General features: G+C 45.2%; 19 protein-coding genes and 1 pseudogene. 19 read left to right on the top strand and 1 reads right to left on the bottom strand.

Going from position 1 to position 22445, the window contains the following annotated elements:
* The 17 genes and pseudogenes from ACFPVS_RS07280 to ACFPVS_RS07200 form a co-directional block, all read left to right on the top strand.
* A pseudogene (locus ACFPVS_RS07280) lies at positions 1-199 on the top strand (IS3 family transposase); the annotation flags it as partial.
* Between the two features lie 136 nt (positions 200-335).
* Positions 336-800 (top strand): transcriptional regulator NrdR, encoded by a 465-nt coding sequence (gene nrdR / locus ACFPVS_RS07275; protein WP_096295770.1) that lies wholly within the window; start codon positions 336-338, stop codon positions 798-800.
* 44 nt (positions 801-844) lie between these two features.
* Positions 845-1435, top strand: a complete 591-nt coding sequence (locus ACFPVS_RS07270) for a cytochrome C (RefSeq protein WP_096295771.1) — start codon at positions 845-847, stop codon at positions 1433-1435.
* A 12-nt stretch (positions 1436-1447) separates the two neighbouring features.
* On the top strand, positions 1448-2557 hold the full coding sequence (ribD, locus tag ACFPVS_RS07265) for a bifunctional diaminohydroxyphosphoribosylaminopyrimidine deaminase/5-amino-6-(5-phosphoribosylamino)uracil reductase RibD (protein ID WP_096295772.1): 1110 nt from the start codon (positions 1448-1450) through the stop codon (positions 2555-2557).
* A 511-nt stretch (positions 2558-3068) separates the two neighbouring features.
* Positions 3069-4376 carry a nucleotide sugar dehydrogenase gene (locus tag ACFPVS_RS07260; RefSeq protein ID WP_096296177.1) on the top strand — a complete coding sequence of 436 codons (1308 nt, stop codon included), beginning with the start codon at positions 3069-3071 and terminating at the stop codon, positions 4374-4376.
* A 164-nt stretch (positions 4377-4540) separates the two neighbouring features.
* Positions 4541-5962, top strand: coding sequence for a lipopolysaccharide biosynthesis protein (locus ACFPVS_RS07255; RefSeq protein ID WP_123804435.1), 1422 nt, complete (start codon positions 4541-4543; stop codon positions 5960-5962).
* A gap of 66 nt (positions 5963-6028) precedes the next feature.
* Positions 6029-7294 carry an O-antigen ligase family protein gene (locus ACFPVS_RS07250; RefSeq protein WP_378595535.1) on the top strand — a complete coding sequence of 422 codons (1266 nt, stop codon included), beginning with the start codon at positions 6029-6031 and terminating at the stop codon, positions 7292-7294.
* A gap of 30 nt (positions 7295-7324) precedes the next feature.
* Positions 7325-8398, top strand: a complete 1074-nt coding sequence (locus ACFPVS_RS07245; RefSeq protein WP_096296178.1) for a glycosyltransferase family 4 protein — start codon at positions 7325-7327, stop codon at positions 8396-8398.
* A gap of 13 nt (positions 8399-8411) precedes the next feature.
* Complete coding sequence (locus tag ACFPVS_RS07240) at positions 8412-9584, top strand: glycosyltransferase (RefSeq protein WP_096295773.1); 1173 nt, start codon at positions 8412-8414, stop codon at positions 9582-9584.
* On the top strand, positions 9577-10194 hold the full coding sequence (locus ACFPVS_RS07235; protein ID WP_096295774.1) for a sugar transferase: 618 nt from the start codon (positions 9577-9579) through the stop codon (positions 10192-10194). The genes ACFPVS_RS07240 and ACFPVS_RS07235 overlap by 8 nt, the downstream gene beginning before the upstream one ends.
* The gene (locus ACFPVS_RS07230) at positions 10181-11152 is read left to right on the top strand and encodes an ATP-grasp domain-containing protein (RefSeq protein ID WP_096295775.1); all 972 of its coding nucleotides are present in this window, start codon (positions 10181-10183) and stop codon (positions 11150-11152) included. The genes ACFPVS_RS07235 and ACFPVS_RS07230 overlap by 14 nt, the downstream gene beginning before the upstream one ends.
* A complete protein-coding gene (locus ACFPVS_RS07225; protein ID WP_096295776.1) occupies positions 11139-11816 on the top strand; it encodes an HAD family hydrolase in 678 nt (225 codons plus the stop codon). Before ACFPVS_RS07230 ends, ACFPVS_RS07225 begins: the two co-directional genes overlap by 14 nt.
* A gap of 52 nt (positions 11817-11868) precedes the next feature.
* On the top strand, positions 11869-13044 hold the full coding sequence (locus ACFPVS_RS07220) for a DegT/DnrJ/EryC1/StrS family aminotransferase (protein ID WP_096295777.1): 1176 nt from the start codon (positions 11869-11871) through the stop codon (positions 13042-13044).
* Between the two features lie 91 nt (positions 13045-13135).
* Entirely contained in the window at positions 13136-15037 is a 1902-nt protein-coding gene (locus ACFPVS_RS07215) for a polysaccharide biosynthesis protein (protein WP_096295778.1), read from the top strand.
* 72 nt (positions 15038-15109) lie between these two features.
* Positions 15110-16246, top strand: coding sequence for a polysaccharide export protein (locus tag ACFPVS_RS07210; protein WP_096295779.1), 1137 nt, complete (start codon positions 15110-15112; stop codon positions 16244-16246).
* Positions 16247-16272: 26 nt separating this feature from the next.
* The gene (locus ACFPVS_RS07205; protein ID WP_096295780.1) at positions 16273-16725 is read left to right on the top strand and encodes a low molecular weight protein-tyrosine-phosphatase; all 453 of its coding nucleotides are present in this window, start codon (positions 16273-16275) and stop codon (positions 16723-16725) included.
* A 71-nt stretch (positions 16726-16796) separates the two neighbouring features.
* On the top strand, positions 16797-18956 hold the full coding sequence (locus ACFPVS_RS07200; protein WP_096295781.1) for a polysaccharide biosynthesis tyrosine autokinase: 2160 nt from the start codon (positions 16797-16799) through the stop codon (positions 18954-18956).
* 57 nt (positions 18957-19013) lie between these two features.
* Here the strand turns inward: ACFPVS_RS07200 and queA are convergent, their stop codons facing one another.
* Complete coding sequence (gene queA / locus ACFPVS_RS07195) at positions 19014-20057, bottom strand: tRNA preQ1(34) S-adenosylmethionine ribosyltransferase-isomerase QueA (protein ID WP_096296179.1); 1044 nt, start codon at positions 20055-20057, stop codon at positions 19014-19016.
* Between the two features lie 361 nt (positions 20058-20418).
* Between queA and accB the strand changes: the two genes are divergently transcribed.
* Both accB and accC read left to right on the top strand, forming a co-directional pair.
* Positions 20419-20871 (top strand): acetyl-CoA carboxylase biotin carboxyl carrier protein, encoded by a 453-nt coding sequence (gene accB, locus ACFPVS_RS07190; RefSeq protein WP_096295782.1) that lies wholly within the window; start codon positions 20419-20421, stop codon positions 20869-20871.
* A gap of 122 nt (positions 20872-20993) precedes the next feature.
* Positions 20994-22358 (top strand): acetyl-CoA carboxylase biotin carboxylase subunit, encoded by a 1365-nt coding sequence (accC, locus tag ACFPVS_RS07185; RefSeq protein WP_096296180.1) that lies wholly within the window; start codon positions 20994-20996, stop codon positions 22356-22358.
* The last annotated feature ends 87 nt before the right edge of the window (positions 22359-22445 follow it).

Genomic DNA, 22445 nt, shown 5'->3' with positions numbered 1-22445 from the left:
GCCGGGACAATGCGCCGATGGAGCGTTTCTTCGGTACACTGAAAACGGAGGGTTTCTATCAGGAAGGTGCGCTGTCGGTGGCGGAGCTGACAGTGGTCATAGATGATTACATACATTACTACAATCATGAACGGATAGTTTAAACTTAAAAAAGCTGAGTCCTGTCGGCTACAGAACCCGGCTTGAAAAGGCTGTTTGAGAAAGATTCTTAACTTGTCCAAGTATTGGGGGACGGTTCATCTTATTTTCAGACGGCCTTTGCTATGCTTTTCCGCTATACGGATATGCGCCTATCAGTTATAATATCCATTTACAAACAAACGATTTAGCTGCATATGAAATGTCCGTTTTGCCAACATGCCAACACACAGGTTACCGACTCGCGCCTGCTGGAAGAAACCAACAGCATCCGCCGCCGCCGCCGTTGCGTGTCTTGCAGACAGCGTTTCAGCACCTTTGAAACAGTTGAAATGCGTATGCCGCAAGTGTTGAAAACCAACGGCAGCCGCGTTAATTTTAACCCGCATAAACTCCACACCAGCCTTGCCCGCGCCCTGCACAAACGCCCTGTTTCTCCGGAAAAAATCGACGAAACCGTTACCCTGATTGAGCAGCGCCTGTATCAATTGGGTAAAAAAGAGGTGCCGTCACAACTGGTTGGCGAAATGGCGATGGAAGAATTGGCTAAAATTGATCAAGTAGCGTATGTGCGCTTCGCTTCGGTTTATAAGAGTTTTAATGATGTTTCGGAATTCACCCAAGCGATTGCCACCCTGCCGCAATCCCAACAAACCGAATAAGACCGTCTGAAACTATGGCCATGCTTAGACAATGAGCAATGAACATGAATAAAAAAATTTTACTGTCTATCCCTATATTACTATTGCTGAGTGCATGCAATAAAGCCAGAGAAGCGTCTGCCCAAGCAACTGCTTCTGAGCCAATCGCTTCGGCCGCCTCCACCGCATCTGCGCCGATGGCCAAAGAAAACACCGTGCAAGAGCTGAACAGCAAAGACAGTAAAATCCGCATCGTGATTGAAAATGCTCAATTTACCGATGTGATTAAAGATCAAAATTTACGCCCTGAAGGCATTTCCGCTGACGAGCTGACCTTACTACAGCGCGACAACACATCCGGCATCACGCTCTATGCCGCCAATTTGGGCAAAGCAAAAACCGATGCCAAAACCTATTTCACGCATTTAAAAGAAACCCTCCAATCCGCCAAAGACATGGATAATATGCGCGTTGGCATTGCCACCGACAACCGCATGAATTACCGTTTCAGCCAAACTACTGAAGACGGCAACACACTCTCTGAAAACTGCATTGCCATTCACGAAACCAATATTTATACCGTATGCGCCAGTTCGGCTACGGCCTCTGCCGAGCAACTGGCTTTCGTCTTAAAAAACGTCAATTTAATCAAATAAAGGCCGTCTGAAATGTTTAGCGATACCGATATCCGGATGATGCAAAACGCCCTTGCCCTTGCCCGGCTGGGGCGTTTTTCCACTTCCCCCAATCCCCGCGTCGGTTGCGTGGTTGCACACGGCGGGCAGATTGTCGGCCAAGGCTATCACCTCAAAGCAGGCGAACCACATGCCGAAGTACATGCCCTGCGTCAGGCCGGTACCATGGCAAAAGGGGCAACCGCTTATGTCACGCTCGAACCCTGCAGCCATTATGGCCGCACCCCTCCTTGCGCCAAAGCCTTGATTGAAAGTGGTGTCAAGCGTGTGGTCGCCGCGATGGCCGACCCCAATCCTTTAGTGGCCGGCAAAGGTTTGGCTATGCTGTCCGCAGCAGGCATTCAAACCGAGAGTGGCTTATTGGAACACGAAGCACGTGAATTAAACCGTGGTTTTTTGTCGCGCATCGAGCGCAACCGCCCTTATATTCGGCTCAAATGCGCCACCAGCCTTGACGGCAAAACTGCGCTTTCAGACGGCCAAAGCCAATGGATTACCGGAGAAACTGCAAGAAACGATGTGCAGCAAATGCGTGCTGAAAGCTGCGCCATACTTACCGGCATCGGTACGGTACTGGCAGACAATCCCCGCTTGAATGTCCGCACCTTCCCTACCCTTCGCCAACCCATACGCGTGCTCTTAGACAGCCAATTACGCACCCCTTTAGACAGCCACCTGGTTTCAGACGGTCAAAGTCCTACCTTGATTGTTACTTTGGCTGATGACCAAGCGCGTTGGCAGCCTTATTTGGCTTATCCGCATATCGATATTGTCAGACCGTCTGAAAGCATTGGCCAACGTATCGATTTAAAGCAACTTTTGACAATATTGGCCGGAAAAGGCATTGGCGAATTAATGATTGAAGCTGGCCCCACGCTCAATACCGCTTTTTTGAAAGCAAATTTGGTGGACGAAATCGTGTTGTACCAATCGCCTAAAATCTTAGGTAATCCGGGTAAAATGCTGTTTGATTTTGATGAATGTCCTGATATTTTGCAGCACCCGCCACGATGGCAAAGCCAATCGGTTGAAATACTGGATACGGATATTAAATGGACATTAATCCGCTCTGCCACGATTTAGCTAAACCGTAAAAAAGCACACTTTTGATGAGTGTGCTTTTATTTTGCTTTTTTTATCGCCAATTCAAATAAAATTGAAATAATTTATATTCATAGTATGCTTTTTTAATGACTAATGAATGTTAAATAAAGTAAATATAGCGCTATAATCCTTACTGAATCAAACGATCATTTTGTGTTTGTTACTTTCATGACATATTGAAAAATAAAAATAAAACTTTATTTTTCATATATTTAAAATAATATACTATCGATAAGCATATTAATAATATTTCTTAACCATAACAACGCTACCGAATAACCGTATTTTCTCACGGTAAAACTTTTTAGTTTGAGACAACTCTTACAAACACTTATGATTGTGCCCACTATCCCCATTACAGAATTCTCAGAAACCAATTTGCCTCTTGGCTTCTGCTGAAACGTACTGAAGTCGCAATCACAGACATGATTGAACAGCCTGTTCAAATGCCATGCAAGATGAATTTCCTATCAATTACATGAGAAAAATCATGAAAAATATTACTATTCAAAAGTTTGCCGACAAAACCGCCAAAATCGGTATTGTCGGTTTGGGTTATGTTGGCTTGCCGCTGATGCTGCGTTATGTCGATATCGGTTACCAAGTATTGGGGTTCGATATTGATGAAACCAAAGTCAGCAAATTGAACAAAGGTGAAAGCTACATCGAGCATATCCCTTCTGAAAAAATTGCAGCCGCCAGCCAATCTTTGTTTGAAGCAACTACTGATTTCTCACGCATTGGCGAAGTCGAAGCCGTTATCTTATGCGTGCCGACTCCACTGAACAAATACCGCGAACCGGACATGAGCTATGTGATCGACACCACCGACGCAGTCAAACCTTACTTGCGCGAAGGTCAAGTATTATCTTTAGAATCAACCACCTACCCCGGAACCACTGAAGAAGAGCTGCTGCCACGCGTAGAAGAAGGCGGATTGAAAGTCGGTGAAAACGTATTCTTGGTTTACTCTCCGGAACGTGAAGACCCGGGTAACCCCAACTTCGAAACCCGCACTATTCCTAAAGTGATCGGCGGCCATACTCCAGCTTGTTTGGAAGTCGGCAAAGCCCTGTATGAACCGGCGATTGATAAAGTCGTGCCTGTGAGCTCAACCAAAGCCGCTGAATTGACCAAACTTTTGGAAAACATTCACCGTGCCGTTAACATCGGCTTGGTAAACGAAATGAAAATTGTCGCCGACAAAATGGACATCGACATTCATGAAGTCATTGCTGCCGCTGCGACCAAACCTTTCGGCTTCGTTGCTTACTATCCAGGTCCGGGCTTGGGCGGCCACTGCATCCCGATTGACCCATTCTACTTGACTTGGAAAGCACGCGAATACGGCGTGAACACCCGCTTTATCGAACTGGCCGGCGAAGTAAACTCATACATGCCTGACTATGTCATCGAAAAAGTAAGCCTGGGATTGAATGAGCACAACCGCTCAATCAAAGACAGCAAAATCCTGATTTTGGGTATTGCCTACAAGAAAAACGTGGATGACATGCGTGAAAGCCCATCAGTAGAAGTCATGGACCGTTTGGCAAAATTGGGCGCCAAGGTTTCTTACTCTGACCCACACGTACCTGAATTCCCACATATTCCGGGCCATCACTACTTCGATTTGAAGAGCGAGACTTTAACCCCTGAGAATATTGCTCAATTCGATTGCGTGGTCTTGACAACCGATCACGATAAATTTGATTATGCCATGATTACCGAGCATGCGAAATTAATCGTGGATACCCGCGGCAAATTCCCGGTGAACAATCCCAAAGTTATTAAAGCATAATCGTGACAAGTTGGCTGGCTACCCAAGTCAGTCGGCTTTCTTGGCGTATTTGTCTTCCAGATATGCCAGGAAAGCCCTTTTAACAATATCAATAAATGTCGGCTGCTCTCAACATTGCCTAAACGCCCACTTGTCCCCCCCTATAGGCCGTCTGAAACATATATATGAATGCACGTAAAATTTTAGGTTATGCACTCGGCCCTATCGGTAGCGCGGCTTTTGGTTTGATTTCCCTACCACTGATTTCTTGGTATTTCCCAGCGGAAGACATTGGCCGCATTGTATTTCTGCAAACGGTATCCAGCCTCATTATTTTGGTGTTGGGATTAGGTTTGGATCACGCCTACATCCGAAATTATTACGAAGTTGAGAACAAAGCCAGCTTATTTAAATCTTTGTCGGCTTTACCGTTTTTATTGGTCATGCTTGCTTCCATTGCTATCGCCTTATGGAACCCGGCTTGGCCTTCTGTATTGGTGTTCGATTTAAACGATGGTGTGTTAGGCGGCCTATTTTTGCTTTTTTTGACTACTGCTTTATTTTCCCGCTTCCTATCTTTGATTTTGAGAATGCAGGAAAAAGCCTTTGCCTTTTCCATCAGCCAACTGATACCGAAATTTTTTATTCTTGTCTTTGTTTTGATACTTGTTGCATTCGGTTTACCTAAAAACACGTTAAGCTTAATCTTTTCTTATACTGCAGCACAAATCGTGACTGTGATGATATTGGCTTATCAATCGAAAGACGAACTGAAATCAGCGATTACATCTTCTTTCTCAAAAGATTTGTCCAATCAAGCTTTACAATATGGCCTGCCTTTGGCATTCGGCAACCTAGCCTATTGGGGATTTACATCTGCAGACCGTTTTGTGCTGAAAGAAATGGCCAGTTTAGAGCAATTAGGCATTTATTCGATGGCAGTAAATTTTGGTGCCATCGCTCTCATTTTCCAAAGCATTTTTTCTACAATTTGGGCACCCATGGTATTTAAATGGGTCAAAGAGAATGAGAATTTAGATAAAGTCAGTCAAGTGGCGGTATCGATGACGGCTTTAATCAGCGCCATTATCTGTCTCGTAGGTATTTTTTCACCTGTGGTGACATGGATTTTGCCGTCAAAATATGAGCCTGTTCAATTTATTTTACTTTCAAGCTTATTGTTCCCGCTCTTCTATACATTAACTGAAGTCAGCGGAATCGGCTTGAATGTCATTAAAAAAACATGGCTTATTACTGTGATTAATTTTGTCTGCTTGACTATAAATCTATCGCTCTTGAAATTCCTTGTCCCTTTTCTTGGCGCAAGAGGTGCTGCCATTGCAAGTGCCATTTCATTCTCTATTTTCTTTATGATTAAAACAGAGCTTTCGTCAAAACTATGGCAAAAATTGCCGCGTATGAAATTATATTCAAATGCCACTTTATGTTTGTTAATGTGTATTAGCTATACTTATTTTGGTACAAAAAGCAATTATTATATTTTCTCATTATTGTGGTTAGCCTGTTTAATATTATTGACAATTTTTCATAAAAAACAAATTCTTGAATCAGTCAGTATGATTAAAACACGCCTGGGAAAGAATTAAACAACATTAGGGAAAATTTCCGGATAATGGCAAATCTTGCCTGAAATCTGTCTTGTAGGACTTACTGTGAAAATCAAAAAACAAAAAATTTATATCATTCTTTTTTACCTGATGATTTTCTCGTATATGTTAGGGCCAACCCTATCATATAGAGTTGGCATTCCCCGCATTGATAACCCGTTAACAGTTCTGATCAGTTTGGTCATGCCATTTATTTTGGCTTTTGAGCTGAAAAATATTGCGGAAAAGACATTCTACGCCTTATTGGCAGTATTTATTATGGCTTATTGGGGCAGTTTGCATTTATTAATTTCGTCTCTTTCACGAATTCAATTTATGGATACCCTGTTTTTTCTGTCGTTACCGAGTTTGTTTTACTTATTGTATTTAATCATCAGCAGACATGAGGAGCCTCTTCGTTTTATCCGTAGGGTATTGATTTTTTTCGCCGGCTGTATGGTGATACCTCCTGCAATTGAAATCGCGACCGGTTTTCAATTTGTACAATCAAATGAAATCTTAGCAGTAGATTCAGGGATTATTAAAGGATTTTTCTTTAATCCGAATAACTTAGGCACGGCTGCACTGTGTTTCTCACCTGCCATATTGGTTTTTTTTACCACCAATGCAAGTAAAAAAGACAAAAGAATAGGCTGGGTACTTTTTTTAGCTTTAGGGGCAATTATTTTTGCCAGTGCTTCTCGAACAGCAACACTTTGTTACATCATTCTGTTCTTACTTAATCTTATCTATCGCAACAATGTCTTGCTAACAACATTGATGATCTTAATCAGCGGTATCGTTTTATCGATGATTCCGAAAGAATGGATTGGTAATTTTCTCTTATCTTTAAATGGTAATGTGTTTTTAGAAAATATTTCTTCGCGTTTGTATCTGTTCTTATTTGACCTGGATAGCGACAACTCAGTCGGATATAGGCAAGAAATTTATAATTATTTTTGGAATAACCCTCCATTCTTACTATACGGATACGGACCGAAGAATTTTGGGGAATATTTTGGTGGTCATTTAAGCGGTAGCTTAGGCTTTGAAAACCCGCACAGCTTTATTATTGAACTCTATTTAGGATTTGGCATCATTTCTTTATTAGGTTTTATTGCATATGTTGTGACGTATATGCTGCAGACTGCTTCAAGCGGTAATTTTAATGCTAAGCAGAAATTCATTGCCTTAGTAGCGATGGTCTTATTTTTATTGGCGGGCTTTATCCCTTCTACTATTTTCAGGATGCCGTTTATTTGGTTTCCGTGTTTTATAATTTTTATATACAGCACCTTGCCAATTTACAAAAAGTACGCTGTTACACAGTAAATCCAAATTTCAAACTCAAAAATGTTTATGATGAAAAAAATTATTTTAACTTCCAATATGGATGGTTTGGGCGGTACTGAAAATGCCACGTTCCGTTTAGGTCGTTTATTAAATGCACGTGGTCATCAAGTGATTCTGGTCTCTTCAGACGGCCCTTTAATTAAAGAAGCTCAAGATTTGGGTATCAAATGGCATCACATTGATTTCTATCAGGGTGGTAAAAAAGGCTACATTAAAGCCATGTTTGCCTATATGAAAATGTTAAAGCGAGAGCAACCTGATGTCATTCACTGCCAAATGGCGCGTATCGTACCTGCTTGTGCTGTTACGGCCAAAATTGCTTCGCCTAAAACCAAAGTGTTTTACCATGCCCGCGGTTTAGATCCGCAAACCTACCCTAAGATTGCAAAATTATTTGATAAATTAGGTATTTATATCATCGGAAACTGTAAGCACGAACAAGAAAAACTGATTCGTCATGGTTTTCCTGCCAACCGTGTGACCTATACTTATAACGCCTTGCACAAAGTAGATTATGTTCCCGAGAAAAGCAACAAAGATTATGTCATGCTGGGTACATTATCACGCTTGGATACCGTTCGCGCTGTGCATTTGATGTTGGATATCTTCAAAAAAATGATTGACCGCGGCTTGCCGGTTCGCCTGAACGTAGCGGGTATCGGTGAAGAGATGGAAAACTTGAAAGCACAAGCCAAACGTTTGGATATTGACGATAAAGTTACTTTCTTAGGCGGCGTCCGCGATTTGACCGGTTATTTTAAAGAGATCGATATCTTGGTCAATACCCCGCATTGCATAGGCGATCATGGTGCCGGTGTCGGTAACAATATTTTGGAATCCGGTTTATACGATACTCCTGTCGTAACTTACGATATGGCCGGGATTTCTGAAATGGTGATTACCGGTAAAACCGGCTACTGTATTCCGTTTGGCAACGATGAACAATTTATCGAAGCGGTAACTAAATTAGTGGAGAGCCGCCAATTGCGTGATGAAATGGGCAAAGCATTACATCAACATGTTATCCGCCTATGTTCTGATGATGAAATTTACCGCACCACTATGGCTGCATATAACATGTAAGGCCGTCTGAACGATGAACATTACCATTGTTGCACCTTATTGCTCTTTACCCGGCGAACCGCACTTCAACCGTTTTTGGTATTTAGCAGAATTATTATCGCAAAAACATAATGTATTGCTGGTTACCAGCAACTTTAAACATTACGACAAATCTTTCAGACGGCCCGAAGATGCCGAATCTGCTTCAAAAGGCCGTCTGAACGTTATGCTTTTACAAGAAAGCGGTTATCAGAAAAATGTTTCTATAGCACGCTTAAAAAGCCATCATGTTTTTGTCCAAAATTTGGAAGACTGGCTCTCTCAACGACAGGCCGGCGAGATAGATTTAGTGTATTCAGCATACCCCTTGATTGCCACCAATCTGGTCCTAGGAAGATTTAAGCAGAAGCTGGGCTATAAAATGATTATTGATGTGCAGGATGTTTGGCCGGAGTCTTTCTCGGCGGTCATCCCTTTTATGAAAAAAGTCCAACATCAAAAATTTCCCTTTTCGGCTCGGGCAAATGAAGCTTATGCCTATGCTGACGGCTTGGTAGCAGTATCCGAATCTTACTTAACGCGTGCACATGAAGCCAATCCTCAAGCACCGGGAGAAGTAGTATTTATCGGTGCCGATTTTGACAAGATGGCAACGGCCCCACGGAAAGTATTCACCACGCCGGCAACCCGTTTTTTTTACTTGGGTACGCTCAGCTTCAGTTACGACATGGAAACTGTCTGCAAAGGGATGCAGCAATTATTAGCCGACGGTCTGAATGTGAAACTTCATGTCATGGGAGGCGGGCCGGATTTAGAAAAGTTAAAAAAATATGCGGGTGAATCGATTCAATTTTATGGATATATTCCCTATGTAGAGATGATGTCGGTGGCCAAAGGTTGCGATATAGCGGTAAATCCGATTCATGCCCACTCGGCAGCTTCGATTACCAATAAACTCTCAGACTACTTGGCACTGCAAAAACCGATTTTAAACAGCCAAGTTCATCCGGAAGTTGCCGAAACCTTAAAACTAGTCCCACACATCAATTACCAATCCGGCAATGTAGAAGACTTTGTACGAGCAGCCAAAGCCATGCTCAACCATAAAAATGATCCTGTGCAATCCAAAGAAATCATCCGCCGCTTTAAGCGTGATGTTTCTTATCAAAGAATTGTCCACCTTATTGAAAGATTAGGTCATGAATAAACTGATTAAACGCCTATTCGACATTATTGCTTCGGCGGCCGGTTTGATTATTTTGTCACCGGTATTCTTGATTTTGATTTATCTCATCAAGAAAAATTTGGGCTCGCCGGTATTTTTCACCCAAGAGCGTCCGGGTGAAAACGGTAAGCCGTTCAAAATGATTAAATTTCGCTCGATGCGTGATGCCATTGATGCCAACGGCAACCCCCTTCCTGACAGCGAACGGCTCACCCCGTTCGGACGCAAATTGCGTGCCGCCAGCCTTGATGAACTACCCGAACTTTGGAATGTCTTAAAAGGTGACATGAGCTTGGTTGGTCCGCGTCCGTTGCTGATGAGCTATTTGCCCTTATACAACGACTTTCAAAACCGTCGCCATGAAATGAAGCCGGGCGTTACCGGCTGGGCTCAGGTGAATGGCCGCAATGCATTGTCATGGGATGAGAAATTTGCCCGCGATATTTGGTATATCGACAATTTCAGCCTTTGGTTGGACATCAAAATCTTATTTTTAACTGTCAAAAAAGTATTTATCAAAGAGGGCATTTCCGCTGATGGAGAAGCCACTATGCCGTTTTTCACAGGAAATGACACCAATGAAAAAAAATAATGTACTGATTTTATCTGCCGGCCGCCGTGTTGAGCTGGTTCAAGACTTTAAAACCGAAGCCGATAAATTTGAAGGTATCAAAGTATTCACAACGGACATGTTCCCTCACATGTCATCGGCCTGTCATGTTTCAGACGGCTCATTTGTTGTGCCTGCCATCAAAGCCGACGGTTACATCGACAGCATTTACCAACTGGCCGTTGATCATAACATCGGCCTAATTATTCCAACCATCGATACCGAATTGCAAAAATTGGCTGATGCCCGTACCCGTTTTGAAGAAGCCGGCATCCACATCATTGTTTCGGACAGCGCGCTGATTACCTTATGCCGCGACAAACGCAAAACTGCCTATTTGTTTGCACAATACGGCATTCAATCTCCAAAAATTTACGACCGGAATAACTTAACCCTGCCATGCTTCGTCAAACCTTATGACGGCAGCCGCGCCATCGGCGCCAAACGTGTTGATACGCAAGCGGATATTTCTGATGAGATGATGGCTGACCCTAAATTAATGTTCTGCCAACTCATCGATATCGTTAATGAATTCAAAGAATTTACCGTTGACATGTATTACGACAATCAAGGCCGTCTGAAATGTGTGATTCCGCGCGAACGTTTAGAAGTGCGTACAGGCGAAGTCAGTAAAGGGATTACCCGCCGCAATCATTTATATAATGTATTGGTTGAAAAAATGGCGGTATTGGAAGGTGCTCGCGGCTGCATTACCGCCCAATTTTTCTACAACGACCAAACCGAAGAATTTTACAGCGTCGAAATCAATCCGCGCTTTGGCGGCGGTTTCCCCTTGACCTATGCTGCAGGCGGTAACTATCCGGGTTGGCTGATTCAAGAATATTTAATGGGCCAGGAAATTTCCTTTTTCGACCAATGGGAAAATAATCTGATGATGTTGCGCTATGATGCCAAGGTACTGGTTCATGAAAATCAATGATACTCGGAATGCCGTATTGGTGTTTGATTTGGATGATACCTTATATTCAGAATACGACTATAAGGTATCCGGTATTCAATCCGTGATTCAAACTATTGCTGCGCTTTATCCTGAATATGACCTGCATTCTTTAAAATCTGCCATTGATCACAAGAATAAAGACTGGCTGGATGTAATCTGCACCCAATGCCGTCTGAATGATTCGGAAAAGCAGACTTTATTATGGCAATACCGATTACATAAACCGGTTATCCAACCTTATATGGATTACAAATCCCTTAAGGACATCACCCAAAATTTTGCCGCAACCGCCTTGATTACGGACGGACGCAGCATTACCCAGCGCCTTAAATTAGCAGCTCTGGGTATTATGGATTTATTTGCAGATATTCTGATTTCGGAATCTTTTCAATCAGAAAAGCCCCATCCTGAACGCTTTGTTTATCTGCGAAACAAATATGGTAAAAATCATCAATTTATTTATGTTGGCGACAATATTAAAAAAGACTTTGTTACCCCTAAAGCAATGGGCTGGCTCACAATTGGGCTGAAAGGTTCTGAACATAATATTCATCAGCATGAATCTGGCGATTTTGATGTCGCATACCACCCGCATCTTTGGATTGAGTCTTTAACCGATTTAAGAAAACACTTCGGCATTTAATCCGGCACTTTTTATTTAAGAAATTCAACCAGCCTTTTTGCAGGAAAAGCAAATGCTTAATACATCTCTCTCTCCGTGGCCCAGCTTCACCCAAGAAGAAGCGGATGCAGTATCACGCGTACTGCTGTCAAACAAAGTCAATTATTGGACCGGCACCGAATGTCGCGAATTTGAAAAAGAATTTGCCCAATATATTGGAACTGAATATGCCATTGCATTGTCTAATGGTACATTAGCATTGGATGTTGCACTCAAAGCCATGGGCATTGGTGCGGGTGATGATGTCATTGTGACCTCACGCACCTTCTTGGCTTCCGCCTCATCAATCGTCACTGCCGGTGCCAATCCGGTGTTTGCCGATGTTGATTTAAACAGCCAAAACATCAGCGCCGAAACCATTAAAGCGGCGCTGACCCCGAATACCAAGGCGATTATTGTGGTGCATTTGGCCGGTATGCCTGCCGAAATGGATGGCATCATGGCGTTGGCAGAAGAACACAAATTGTGGGTGCTTGAAGACTGCGCACAAGCACACGGTTCCAAATACAAAGGCAAATCCGTCGGCTCTATCGGTCATGTCGGCGCATGGTCGTTCTGCCAAGACAAAATCATGACTACCGGCGGCGAAGGCGGCATGGTTACCACCAACGATAAAGACTTGTGGAACAAAATGTGGTCATACAAAGACCACGGCAAAAGCTACGATGCCGTGTACCACCGTGAGCATGCTCCGGGTTTCCGCTGGCTGCATGAAAGCTTCGGCACCAACTGGCGTATGATGGAAATACAAGCCGTCATCGGCCGCATTCAAATCAAACGCATGCCGGATTGGACGGCCAAACGCCAAGCCAATGCCGAACAACTAACACAATCATTCCGTAAATTCAGCAGCATACGTTTGGTTGAAATCGCTGATTACATCGAACATGCGCAGTATAAATATTATGTTTTCGTTAAACCGGAAAACTTGAAAGAAGGCTGGACGCGCGACCGCATCGTGAATGAATTGAACGCACGCAAAGTACCGGCTTATCAAGGCAGCTGCTCGGAAGTGTATTTAGAAAAAGCCTTTGAAGGCACGCCATGGCGCCCGAAAGAGCGTTTGAAAAATGCCGTTGAACTGGGTAAAACCAGCCTGATGTTCTTGGTACACCCTACTTTGACCGCAGAAGAAATGGCTTTCTGCTGCCAAAATATTGAAGAAGTTTTGACAGAAGCAACTGCGTAAACATCTTGGTTTTCAGACGGCCTCCTACGCTTCAAGGCCGTCTGAAAAATCATTTGACGACAGTTTTGCCATTATTTAGAAAATACCAAAAATGAATTTGGAAACCTTATTAGCTTTGCCCCGCAACATGAAAAAGACATTTTTTGTCATTCATGATGTGGCGATGATTTTTATTGCCTTTTGGTTTGCCCAAAGCTTGAAATCCCAATATTCCGATGAATGGCTGAGCATGACCAACTGGCTGGCTTTCATCGTGACAGCGGCGGCCAGTATTGCTGTTTTTGTGCGTTTGGGGCTTTACCGCGCGGTTACCCGCTATGTCAGCACCCGTGTATTAACATCCGCCGTAATTGGTACTGTTATCTCCGCTGTTGTATTTTTCTTCAGCATCCTGATGTTTGAACAGCGTTTAACCTTCTCGCTGCCACTGGTTTATTTCTTGTTTTTGGTAGTGTTAATCACCAGCTCGCGCATGATTTTGCGTGCCATTTTGTCCGACAGCCACGCCAAACAAATGACACCGGTCATTATTTATGGCGCAGGCCGCTCTGGCCGTCAATTATTAGAAGCCATCAAGCAAGTACGCGAATACCATGCCGTGGCCTTTGTCGATGACGATAAAAGCATTCAACGCAGCGTGATTTATGACTTAACTGTTTATGCACCGAATCAAATTCAAAGCTTAATCGACCGCTATGGCGTCGAAAAAATCTTGCTGGCGATTCCAAGCTCGACACAGCAAGAGCGCAAAACGATTATTGCGCATTTGGAAAAATACAAATGTGAAGTTTTGACCATTCCGGGTATGAAAGACTTGGTTGACGGCAAAATCAACGTCAGCTCTTTGAAAAAAATCTCGGTAGTCGATTTGTTGGGTCGAGATCCTGTCGAGCCGCGTTCCGAGCTTATGCGTGCGGACATCACCGACAAAATCGTGATGGTGACCGGTGCCGGTGGTTCGATTGGTTCTGAACTGTGCCGACAAATCTTGCGCTGCCGCCCGGCTAAATTGCTGTTGTTTGAATTGTCTGAATTTTCTTTATACAGCATCGACAAAGAATTGCGTGAAGCGCAAGCCGAAGCCGGCAGCCAAATTGAGATATTGCCACTATTGGGCTCGGTGCAAAACAAAGAGCGTCTCTTGAGCATCATGCGTGCTTACCAGGTCGACACCGTTTACCACGCTGCGGCATACAAACATGTACCGATGGTTGAATTCAATACCATCGAAGGCATTCAAAACAATATTTTCGGTACCCTCTTCTGCGCGCAAGCTGCGGTTGAAGCCAATGTCGATACCTTCGTTTTGATTTCAACCGATAAAGCCGTTCGCCCGACCAATACCATGGGCGCCAGCAAACGCATGGCCGAACTTTGTTTGCAAGCTTTGGCTGCCGAGCCTGACCAACACACCCGTTTCTGCATGGTGCGTTTTGGTAATGTACTGGGTTCGTCCGGTTCGGTTGTACCCGTGTTTGAAAAACAAATCGCATCTGGCGGTCCGATCACCCTTACCCACCAAGACATTACCCGCTACTTCATGACCATCCCGGAAGCGGCACAACTGGTTATTCAGGCCGGTGCAATGGGCAAAGGCGGTGATGTGTTTGTATTGGACATGGGCGAATCAGTCAAAATCATCGACCTTGCCAAACAAATGATTAATCTCAGCGGCCTGAAGATTAAAGATACCTTACATCCCGAAGGTGATATTGAAATCAAAATCACCGGTTTACGCCCGGGCGAGAAACTGTATGAAGAACTTCTCATCGGCGATGAAGTACAAAAAACCACTCATCCCCGCATCATGACCGCCAATGAAGTAATGCTGTCATGGACTGAATTATCTGACATACTCACGCGCATGGAGTCTGCATGCCGACACATGGATCAAGCCACGCTTCGTTCATTACTATTGGAAGCCCCGACCGGCTTCAACCCTAAAGACGACATTTGCGACTTGGTTTGGCAACGACATCAAGAGGCCGCCTGAACCTACTAAACCACTGCCGCTTATTTCAGACGACATCTACAATTCTTAAGATTTACAAGGACATCCAGACATATGAAAAAGCTTACTTTAATCAGCTTATCATTTCTCATTTTTGCCGGCGGCTGCAGCAGCACAACTGTCATCCCGGGGTCTTCACTAAAAACCAAAAACAAAACCATTATTTACAGTGAAAATGAAACCGCAGCCGACATCAATTTAGACAATCGGGTAGCAGTCTTCCCTATTACGCTCAATCTAATTGAGCGTATGCGCGAACCCGTCGTTACCGCCCAGACCAACCATACCTTAGCCCAACAAAAATCCAACTACCAATACCGTGTCGGTAACGGCGATGTATTGAATATTATGGTGTGGGCGCATGCGGATTTAAATTCACCGGTACAACAGAGCAGCCCGCAAGACCATCAGGTCAGCCGAGGCGCATGGGTAGACGAACGCGGTTATATTTCTTATCCTTTAATCGGCAATATCCATGCTAAGGGCAAAACCATTAACGAACTGCAAAATATCTTAACTTCACGTTTGCGCCGTTATCTGAAAAACCCGCAAGTCGTGATTAACGTGACCGAATTCCGTTCCCAACGCATATCCATTGCCGGAGCCGTTAATCAAGCAGGCCAACTGCCCATTACCAATATCCCAATGACCATTTTAGATGCGGTTAACCAAGCCGGCGGCGTAGCTTCTAATGCTGATACGCAAAACATCAAATGGACGCATAACGGTGTTGACCGTACTATTTCGCTGCAAAACATGTTGCAGTACGGCGATATGTCGCAAAACCATATGCTGAGTAACGGCGATATTATTTACGTACCGAACAACAGCAACAGCAAAGTATATGTAATGGGTGAAGTCGGCCGTCAAGCAGCGCTGCCTATCGGCAACCATGGACTAAACCTGACCCAAGCCTTGGGTGATGTTGGTGGCATGAACCAAAACTACGCTGATGCCACCGGTGTCTTCGTAATTCGTCGTGCGCCAAGTGATTTGGAAAAACCGATTCATGTGTATCAGCTGAATTTGCGTGATGCGACTGCCTACGCTGTCGGTAGCGAATTCAAACTGCGTGCCGAAGACGTGATTTATGTAACTGCCGCACCGGTTGCCCGCTGGAATCGTGTGGTTTCTTTGATTACCAATTCCATCAGCAACGTCAATTCTTTGGATAATACATTTGGTAACTAACGATTAGATATTACCGATAACTGCCTATGTTTCAAAATATTTTAATTGTTTGTCATGGAAATATCTGCCGCTCGCCGACTGCCGAACGCATTTTGCAGAAAAAACTGCCCAAACATCAGATCAGTTCGGCAGGTATTCAGGCACTGACCGGAAAAGATGCCGACTTTCAAGCCATCAAAACCGCACTGAAACACGGTGTGGTTGTTGCCGGCCATACTGCGCGGCAATTAACGGTTGAGATGTGTGATAAAGCCGATTTGATTTTGGTGATGGAGCCAGAGCAAATCGACAAGGTGGCCAATATTCACCCCTCTGCCCGCAGCAAAACTATTTTGTTTGCCCAATGGTTAAATAAAAAAACAGTTCCCGACCCTTTTCGCCAAAGTCCGGAAATGTTTGAAGCCGTTTATCAGCAACTTGAAGAAGCGGCGCAAAGCTGGGCGCACAAGCTGAGCAACTCTCAGCATAACCCTTTATGACTTTGGGGTAGATGAATATTCACCAGCCATAAATTAAGATTACTTTTAAGTTTTAAAGAGAAAGTTTACTGATGACGAAACCAACAACATCAGCACCTAGCAATAACGACGAAATCGATATTAATCGTCACATACACAAACTTTGGTCGAATAGGTACAAAATCGCACTGGCCGTTTTGGCCGGCGGTGTATTGGGTGCGCTATTCAGTATGGTCTCTACGCCGGTTTATCGAGCCGATGCCATGCTGGAAATCGAAACCAAACAAAACCAGATTCTGACTGAAATCAACAGCATTTTTTCTAATGAACCATTGCCTTCTGAAGCGGAATTGGAGCTGATTCAATCGCGTTTGGTATTGGGTAAAACAGTTGACGATTTACAATTAGATCAACAAATTACCCCTAAATTCTTCCCTATTTTCGGCTCTTTGATTTACAACCTAAGCAACGATCTCAAGCCTGAACTGAAAGTCAGCACGTTTACAGCTCAAGAAGAATGGTTGAATCAGCCGATTAAACTAGCCGTACGCGACAATAAATCATTTATTTTGACCCTGCCGGATGAACGCGCTGTTGAAGGTCGTGTCGGTGTGCCGGTACGCATCAATAATGAAACCGTGTTGAAAATCGATCAGATTTTGGCCAATCCGGGTCAAGAGTTCTTACTGACCAAATTTTCGAGACCCAATGCCATCACCCACATTAAAACCAAACTGGGCGTTTCCAGCAAAGGGAAAAGCAGTCCGATTATCAATCTGACCTATACCGGCACTGATCCGAAAAAAACCAGCCTTATCTTAAACAGCATTGCGGATAATTATGTCGAACAAAACCGTGAGCGCGATATTCAAGTGGCTTCCAGCGGTTTAGCCTTTATCAGTGAAGAATTACCGCGTCTGAAAGAAACCCTGCAAGATGCGGAAAACAAACTCAATACCTATCGTGAACGTTCAGGCTCTTTGGATATTCCGTTAGAATCCAAAGGTGCGTTAGAAAGCCTGACCAGCATTGAAACCCAAATTACCATGCTGCGTACCGAAGAAGCCGGTTTGGCCGAACTCTACACACCTGAACACCCTTCTTACAAAGCCGTGCTGGATAAATTATCGGTCTTGGAAAACGCCAAAAACAAAATCAATCAGCAAATTGCCAACCTGCCCAACACGCAACAAGAAGTGATCCGCCTGACCCGCGATGTAGAAACCAATCAAGCGACTTATGTGCAATTGCTGAGCAAACAGCAAGAGTTGAACATCATGCGTGCCAGCGCCCAAGGCAATGTACGCGTGGTTGATCATGCCTATCCGCCGGAAACACCGATCGCACCACGCAAAACAGTGATTACCTTATTGAGCGCGTTGGGCGCAGGTACCTTGGCCGCATTGTGGATTCTACTGCGCGGCGGTTTGCGCAACGGCATTACTTCTTCGGAAGAAATTGAAGATTTGGATATGGAAGTGACGGCGCTGGTGCCACATTCGCCTATCCAACAGAAGCGTGACAAATTAAAAAGTAAATTTAAATCACTTGCCAATCAACCTGCTTACCTATTGGCCAATGAAGACAGCACCGACGTAGCCGTTGAAGCTGTACGCGCTTTACGTACCAATATTTACTTCTCCATGTTGGAAGCCAAAAACAACGTGCTGATGATTACCGGTGCCGCCCCGGAAGCCGGCAAATCGTTTATTTCGGCCAACTTGGCTGTGGTCATGGCTCAATCCGGCAAAAAAGTACTGGTGATTGACGCTGATATGCGCAAAGGCTATTTGCAGCAAGCCTTCGGTACCGATTCAGAGTTTGGTTTGACCCATATCCTGTCCGGCCAAGCATCGCCTGCCCAAGCAGTGCAAACCACGACCATTGAAAACTTAAGCATTATCGGCAATGGCGGCTACCCAAGTAATCCGTCTGAATTGTTGTTAGACAACCGTTTCAATGAATTGCTGGCTTATGCTCAAGCACATTTTGATTACATCATCATCGATACCCCACCGGTGTTGGCCGTGACCGATGCTTCGATTGTGGGGCAACATGCCGGCACCACCCTGATGGTGGCACGCTATGGCAACACCACTGCCAAAGAATTGGACCTCAGCGCCGACCGCTTGAAGCAAAGCAATGTTCAAATCAAAGGCGTGATCTTGAACGGCATGAAACGTGAAGACAACAGCAGCTATGATTATTATGCTTATGCCAACTATAGCAACAACGCTAAAGCAAAAAAATAACTGCTGACACAAGATCAGAGGCCGTCTGAAACGTTCAGACAGCCTTTTTATTGTGATTCAATTAGTCTTCCGTTGTTCAACGCGCCCTAAAATCATCGCATCACCATAGCTGAAAAAACGGTATTCCTGCTCAACCGCATGTTGGTACACCTCACGGATATGCTGCATACCCGACAATGCACTGACCAACATCAACAACGTTGATTTCGGCAAATGGAAATTGGTAATCAAGCGGTCAACCACATTGAAACGATAGCCCGGCGTAATGAAAATATCGGTATCGCCCTGTCCGGCTTTCAGACGGCCTGTTTCACGCGCTGCCGATTCCAGCGCCCGCATCGAGGTAGTACCGACCGACCACACCCGGTTACCGCGTGCTTTAGCCGCTTCAATCGCCGCTACCGTTTCAGACGGCACATCAAACCATTCACTGTGCATTTTATGATCGGCAATATTGTCTACACGCACCGGCTGGAACGTGCCGGCTCCCACATGCAGGGTCACTTCCGCCATTTCCACGCCTTTGGCTCTTAAAGCCGCCAGCAATTCATCGGTAAAATGCAAGCCTGCTGTCGGCGCGGCTACCGCACCCTGATGCTTGGCGTAAACCGTTTGATAGCGGCTGTCATCCTTATCATCCGCCGTGCGCTCAATATAAGGCGGCAAGGGTAAATGGCCGCTTTGCTCTAATAACTCGTAAACCGTTTGCGCGCCATCAAAACGCAAACAGAACAACTCTTCCTGCCGCTCAACCATCACCGCTTTAATACCGCCTTCAAAAATCAATTCCGTCCCCGGCTTGGGCGATTTTGACGAACGCACATGTGCCAAGGCGGTATGTTCGTCTAACACTCGCTCGATCAAGGCTTCTATTTTGCCGCCGCTGGCTTTTTGGCCGAACAAACGCGCTTTAATCACTTTGGTATTGTTGAATACCAATACATCGCCGCGTCCGACATAATCCGGCAAATCGACAAAATACGCATCGGTTATCGGCTTCTCGGGCAAAGCCGCCAGCAAACGGCTGCTGCCGCGAACTTCAGGCGGGCGTTGCGCGATTAATTTTTCAGGTAGTTCAAAGTCAAAATCAGCAATATCCATGATTTTTTTCACAATCCAAAACAGCCGTTATTATACGCATATTTCCTCTTTTCAGACGGCCTGTTTTCTTATAAAACCAACTGATTAGAATATATACTCTTATTAACAAAATCATCTCGTTCCCACTTTCCAATCTGACCATTTAACGCCCAAATGAGCGGTTTTTCGATATTTTGCTAGACATTTTGCTGTGACTTCGGGAAAATAGCTTGATTAAATTCCGGCTACGGCTGGCACATACACTATCTCATTTGTTCGTTGTCTTAATGTGAATAACGGGCAAACACAATCTGATTCAACATCACCATGTAACGTAACACGGCTCTGCAACAGACCGTCTCTAAATAAGTAAGGAACCAAAATGGATTTGCGCAAACTGAAAAAACTGATTGATTTAGTTGAAGAATCCGGTATCGCCGAAATCGAAGTCACCGAAGGCGAAGAAAAAGTCCGTATTACCCGTGCCACCGCCGCTCCGGCACCTGTTTATGCCCCAGCTCCGGTTGCCGCTCCTACCGCCGTGACCGCTGCTCCGGCTACCGCTGCCGCACCTGCCGCAGAAGCATCTGTACGCAACTTGGCTGATGCCCAAAAATCACCGATGGTCGGCACTTTCTACCGCGCCCCCGGCCCGAACGCTAAACCGTTTGTCGAAGTCGGCCAAAGCGTAAAAGCCGGTGATACCCTGTGCATCATCGAAGCCATGAAACTGATGAACGAAATCGAAGCCGAGAAATCGGGCGTGGTCAAAGAAATTCTGGTAGAAAACGCCACTCCTGTGGAATTTGGCGAACCGTTGTTTATCATCGAATAATCCGCTTTCAGACGGCCTGATAAACATAGGCCGTCTGAAACTTTACGGAACATTTGAAGCATAAACATTTTCAGACGGCCTCCTTGTTGAAAATTCCGCCTGAAAAACACAGGAAAATCATTATGTTGAACAAAGTATTAATCGCCAACCGCGGTGAAATCGCCTTGCGCGTGCTGCGTGCCTGCCGCGAAATGGGCATTGCCACCGTCGCCGTGCATTCCGAAGCTGACAAAGACAGCCTGCACGTCAAATTGGCCGACGAATCGGTATGCATTGGCCCTGCCAATTCCGCACAAAGCTACCTGAATATTCCCGCGCTGATTGCTGCTGCCGAAGTAACCGGCGCCGACGGCATTCATCCCGGCTACGGCTTCTTGGCTGAAAATGCCAATTTTGCCGAACAAGTTGAGCAATCCGGCTTTACCTTTATCGGCCCCAAAGCCGACACCATCCGCCTGATGGGTGATAAAGTTTCTGCCAAACACGCCATGATTGAAGCCGGTGTGCCTTGCGTGCCGGGCTCGGACGGCGCTCTGCCTGATGATGACGAAGAAATCCTGAAAATCGCCGATAAAGTCGGTTTCCCGGTAATTATCAAAGCATCGGGCGGCGGCGGCGGTCGCGGTATGCGCGTGGTCGAAAAAAGAGAAGACCTGATTCGCTCGGTGGAAATGACCAAAACCGAAGCCGGTGCCGCATTCGGCAATCCGATGGTGTATATGGAGCGTTACCTGCAACGTCCGCGCCACGTTGAGATTCAAGTATTGGCCGATGAACAAGGCAATGCGATTTATTTAGCCGAGCGCGATTGCTCTTTGCAACGCCGCCACCAAAAAGTCATCGAAGAAGCACCTGCACCTGGCATCACACCGGAAGAGCGTGCCAAAATCGGCCAAGCCTGTGCTGATGCCTGTAAACGCATTGGTTATCGTGGCGCTGGCACGTTTGAATTTTTGTATGAAGACGGTGAATTCTTCTTTATCGAAATGAATACCCGCGTTCAGGTCGAACACCCTGTGACCGAGCTGATTACCGGCGTGGACATCGTGCAAGAGCAAATCCGCATCGCCAGCGGCCTGCCGTTGCAATACACCCAAGACGACATCCAAATCGAAGGCCACGCCTTTGAGTGCCGCATCAACGCCGAAGACCCATACAATTTCATTCCAAGCCCGGGTTTGATTGAAAGTTGCCATTTGCCGGGCGGGTTTGGTATCCGCGTCGACAGCCACATTTACCAAGGTTACCGCATCCCGCCGTTTTACGACAGCCTGATCGGTAAAATCTGCGTGGTTGGCAAAGACCGCGCGCAGGCGATGGCGAAAATGCGCGTGGCGTTGGCCGAATTGGCTGTGACCGGCATCAAAACCAATACCCCTTTGCACCGCGATTTGTTCAAAGACGAAGGCTTTGCTCAAGGCGGTGTGAGCATTCACTATTTGGAAAAATGGTTGGAGCAACGCAAAGCCAAATTGGCTGAGAAGTAAGCGGATCAACACCAAGGCCGTCTGAAACAAAGGGAAGCTGCCCTACCGTTCAGACGGCCTTTTTCAATCCGGCTGAATCCGTTACAA

Origin of the sequence: Neisseria weixii, from assembly GCF_042658245.1 — a bacterium.
In the GTDB taxonomy this organism is placed as follows: domain Bacteria; phylum Pseudomonadota; class Gammaproteobacteria; order Burkholderiales; family Neisseriaceae; genus Neisseria; species Neisseria weixii.
This window is presented reverse-complemented; position numbering and strand designations above follow the sequence as displayed.

Bases quoted from the DNA above. Each gene is read 5' to 3' on its own strand.
- ACFPVS_RS07255 (WP_123804435.1), top strand. From the start codon at position 4,541: ATGAATGCACGTAAAATTTTAGGTTATGCACTCGGCCCTATCGGTAGC.
- ACFPVS_RS07215 (WP_096295778.1), top strand. From the start codon at position 13,136: ATGAATTTGGAAACCTTATTAGCTTTGCCCCGCAACATGAAAAAGACA.
- ACFPVS_RS07205 (WP_096295780.1), top strand. From the start codon at position 16,273: ATGTTTCAAAATATTTTAATTGTTTGTCATGGAAATATCTGCCGCTCG.
- ACFPVS_RS07270 (WP_096295771.1), top strand. From the start codon at position 845: ATGAATAAAAAAATTTTACTGTCTATCCCTATATTACTATTGCTGAGT.
- ACFPVS_RS07220 (WP_096295777.1), top strand. From the start codon at position 11,869: ATGCTTAATACATCTCTCTCTCCGTGGCCCAGCTTCACCCAAGAAGAA.
- ribD (WP_096295772.1), top strand. From the start codon at position 1,448: ATGTTTAGCGATACCGATATCCGGATGATGCAAAACGCCCTTGCCCTT.
- ACFPVS_RS07200 (WP_096295781.1), top strand. From the start codon at position 16,797: ATGACGAAACCAACAACATCAGCACCTAGCAATAACGACGAAATCGAT.
- accB (WP_096295782.1), top strand. From the start codon at position 20,419: ATGGATTTGCGCAAACTGAAAAAACTGATTGATTTAGTTGAAGAATCC.
- accC (WP_096296180.1), top strand. From the start codon at position 20,994: ATGTTGAACAAAGTATTAATCGCCAACCGCGGTGAAATCGCCTTGCGC.
- queA (WP_096296179.1), bottom strand. From the start codon at position 20,057: ATGGATATTGCTGATTTTGACTTTGAACTACCTGAAAAATTAATCGCG.
- ACFPVS_RS07245 (WP_096296178.1), top strand. From the start codon at position 7,325: ATGAAAAAAATTATTTTAACTTCCAATATGGATGGTTTGGGCGGTACT.
- ACFPVS_RS07210 (WP_096295779.1), top strand. From the start codon at position 15,110: ATGAAAAAGCTTACTTTAATCAGCTTATCATTTCTCATTTTTGCCGGC.
- ACFPVS_RS07225 (WP_096295776.1), top strand. From the start codon at position 11,139: ATGAAAATCAATGATACTCGGAATGCCGTATTGGTGTTTGATTTGGAT.
- ACFPVS_RS07260 (WP_096296177.1), top strand. From the start codon at position 3,069: ATGAAAAATATTACTATTCAAAAGTTTGCCGACAAAACCGCCAAAATC.
- ACFPVS_RS07235 (WP_096295774.1), top strand. From the start codon at position 9,577: ATGAATAAACTGATTAAACGCCTATTCGACATTATTGCTTCGGCGGCC.
- nrdR (WP_096295770.1), top strand. From the start codon at position 336: ATGAAATGTCCGTTTTGCCAACATGCCAACACACAGGTTACCGACTCG.
- ACFPVS_RS07230 (WP_096295775.1), top strand. From the start codon at position 10,181: ATGAAAAAAAATAATGTACTGATTTTATCTGCCGGCCGCCGTGTTGAG.
- ACFPVS_RS07240 (WP_096295773.1), top strand. From the start codon at position 8,412: ATGAACATTACCATTGTTGCACCTTATTGCTCTTTACCCGGCGAACCG.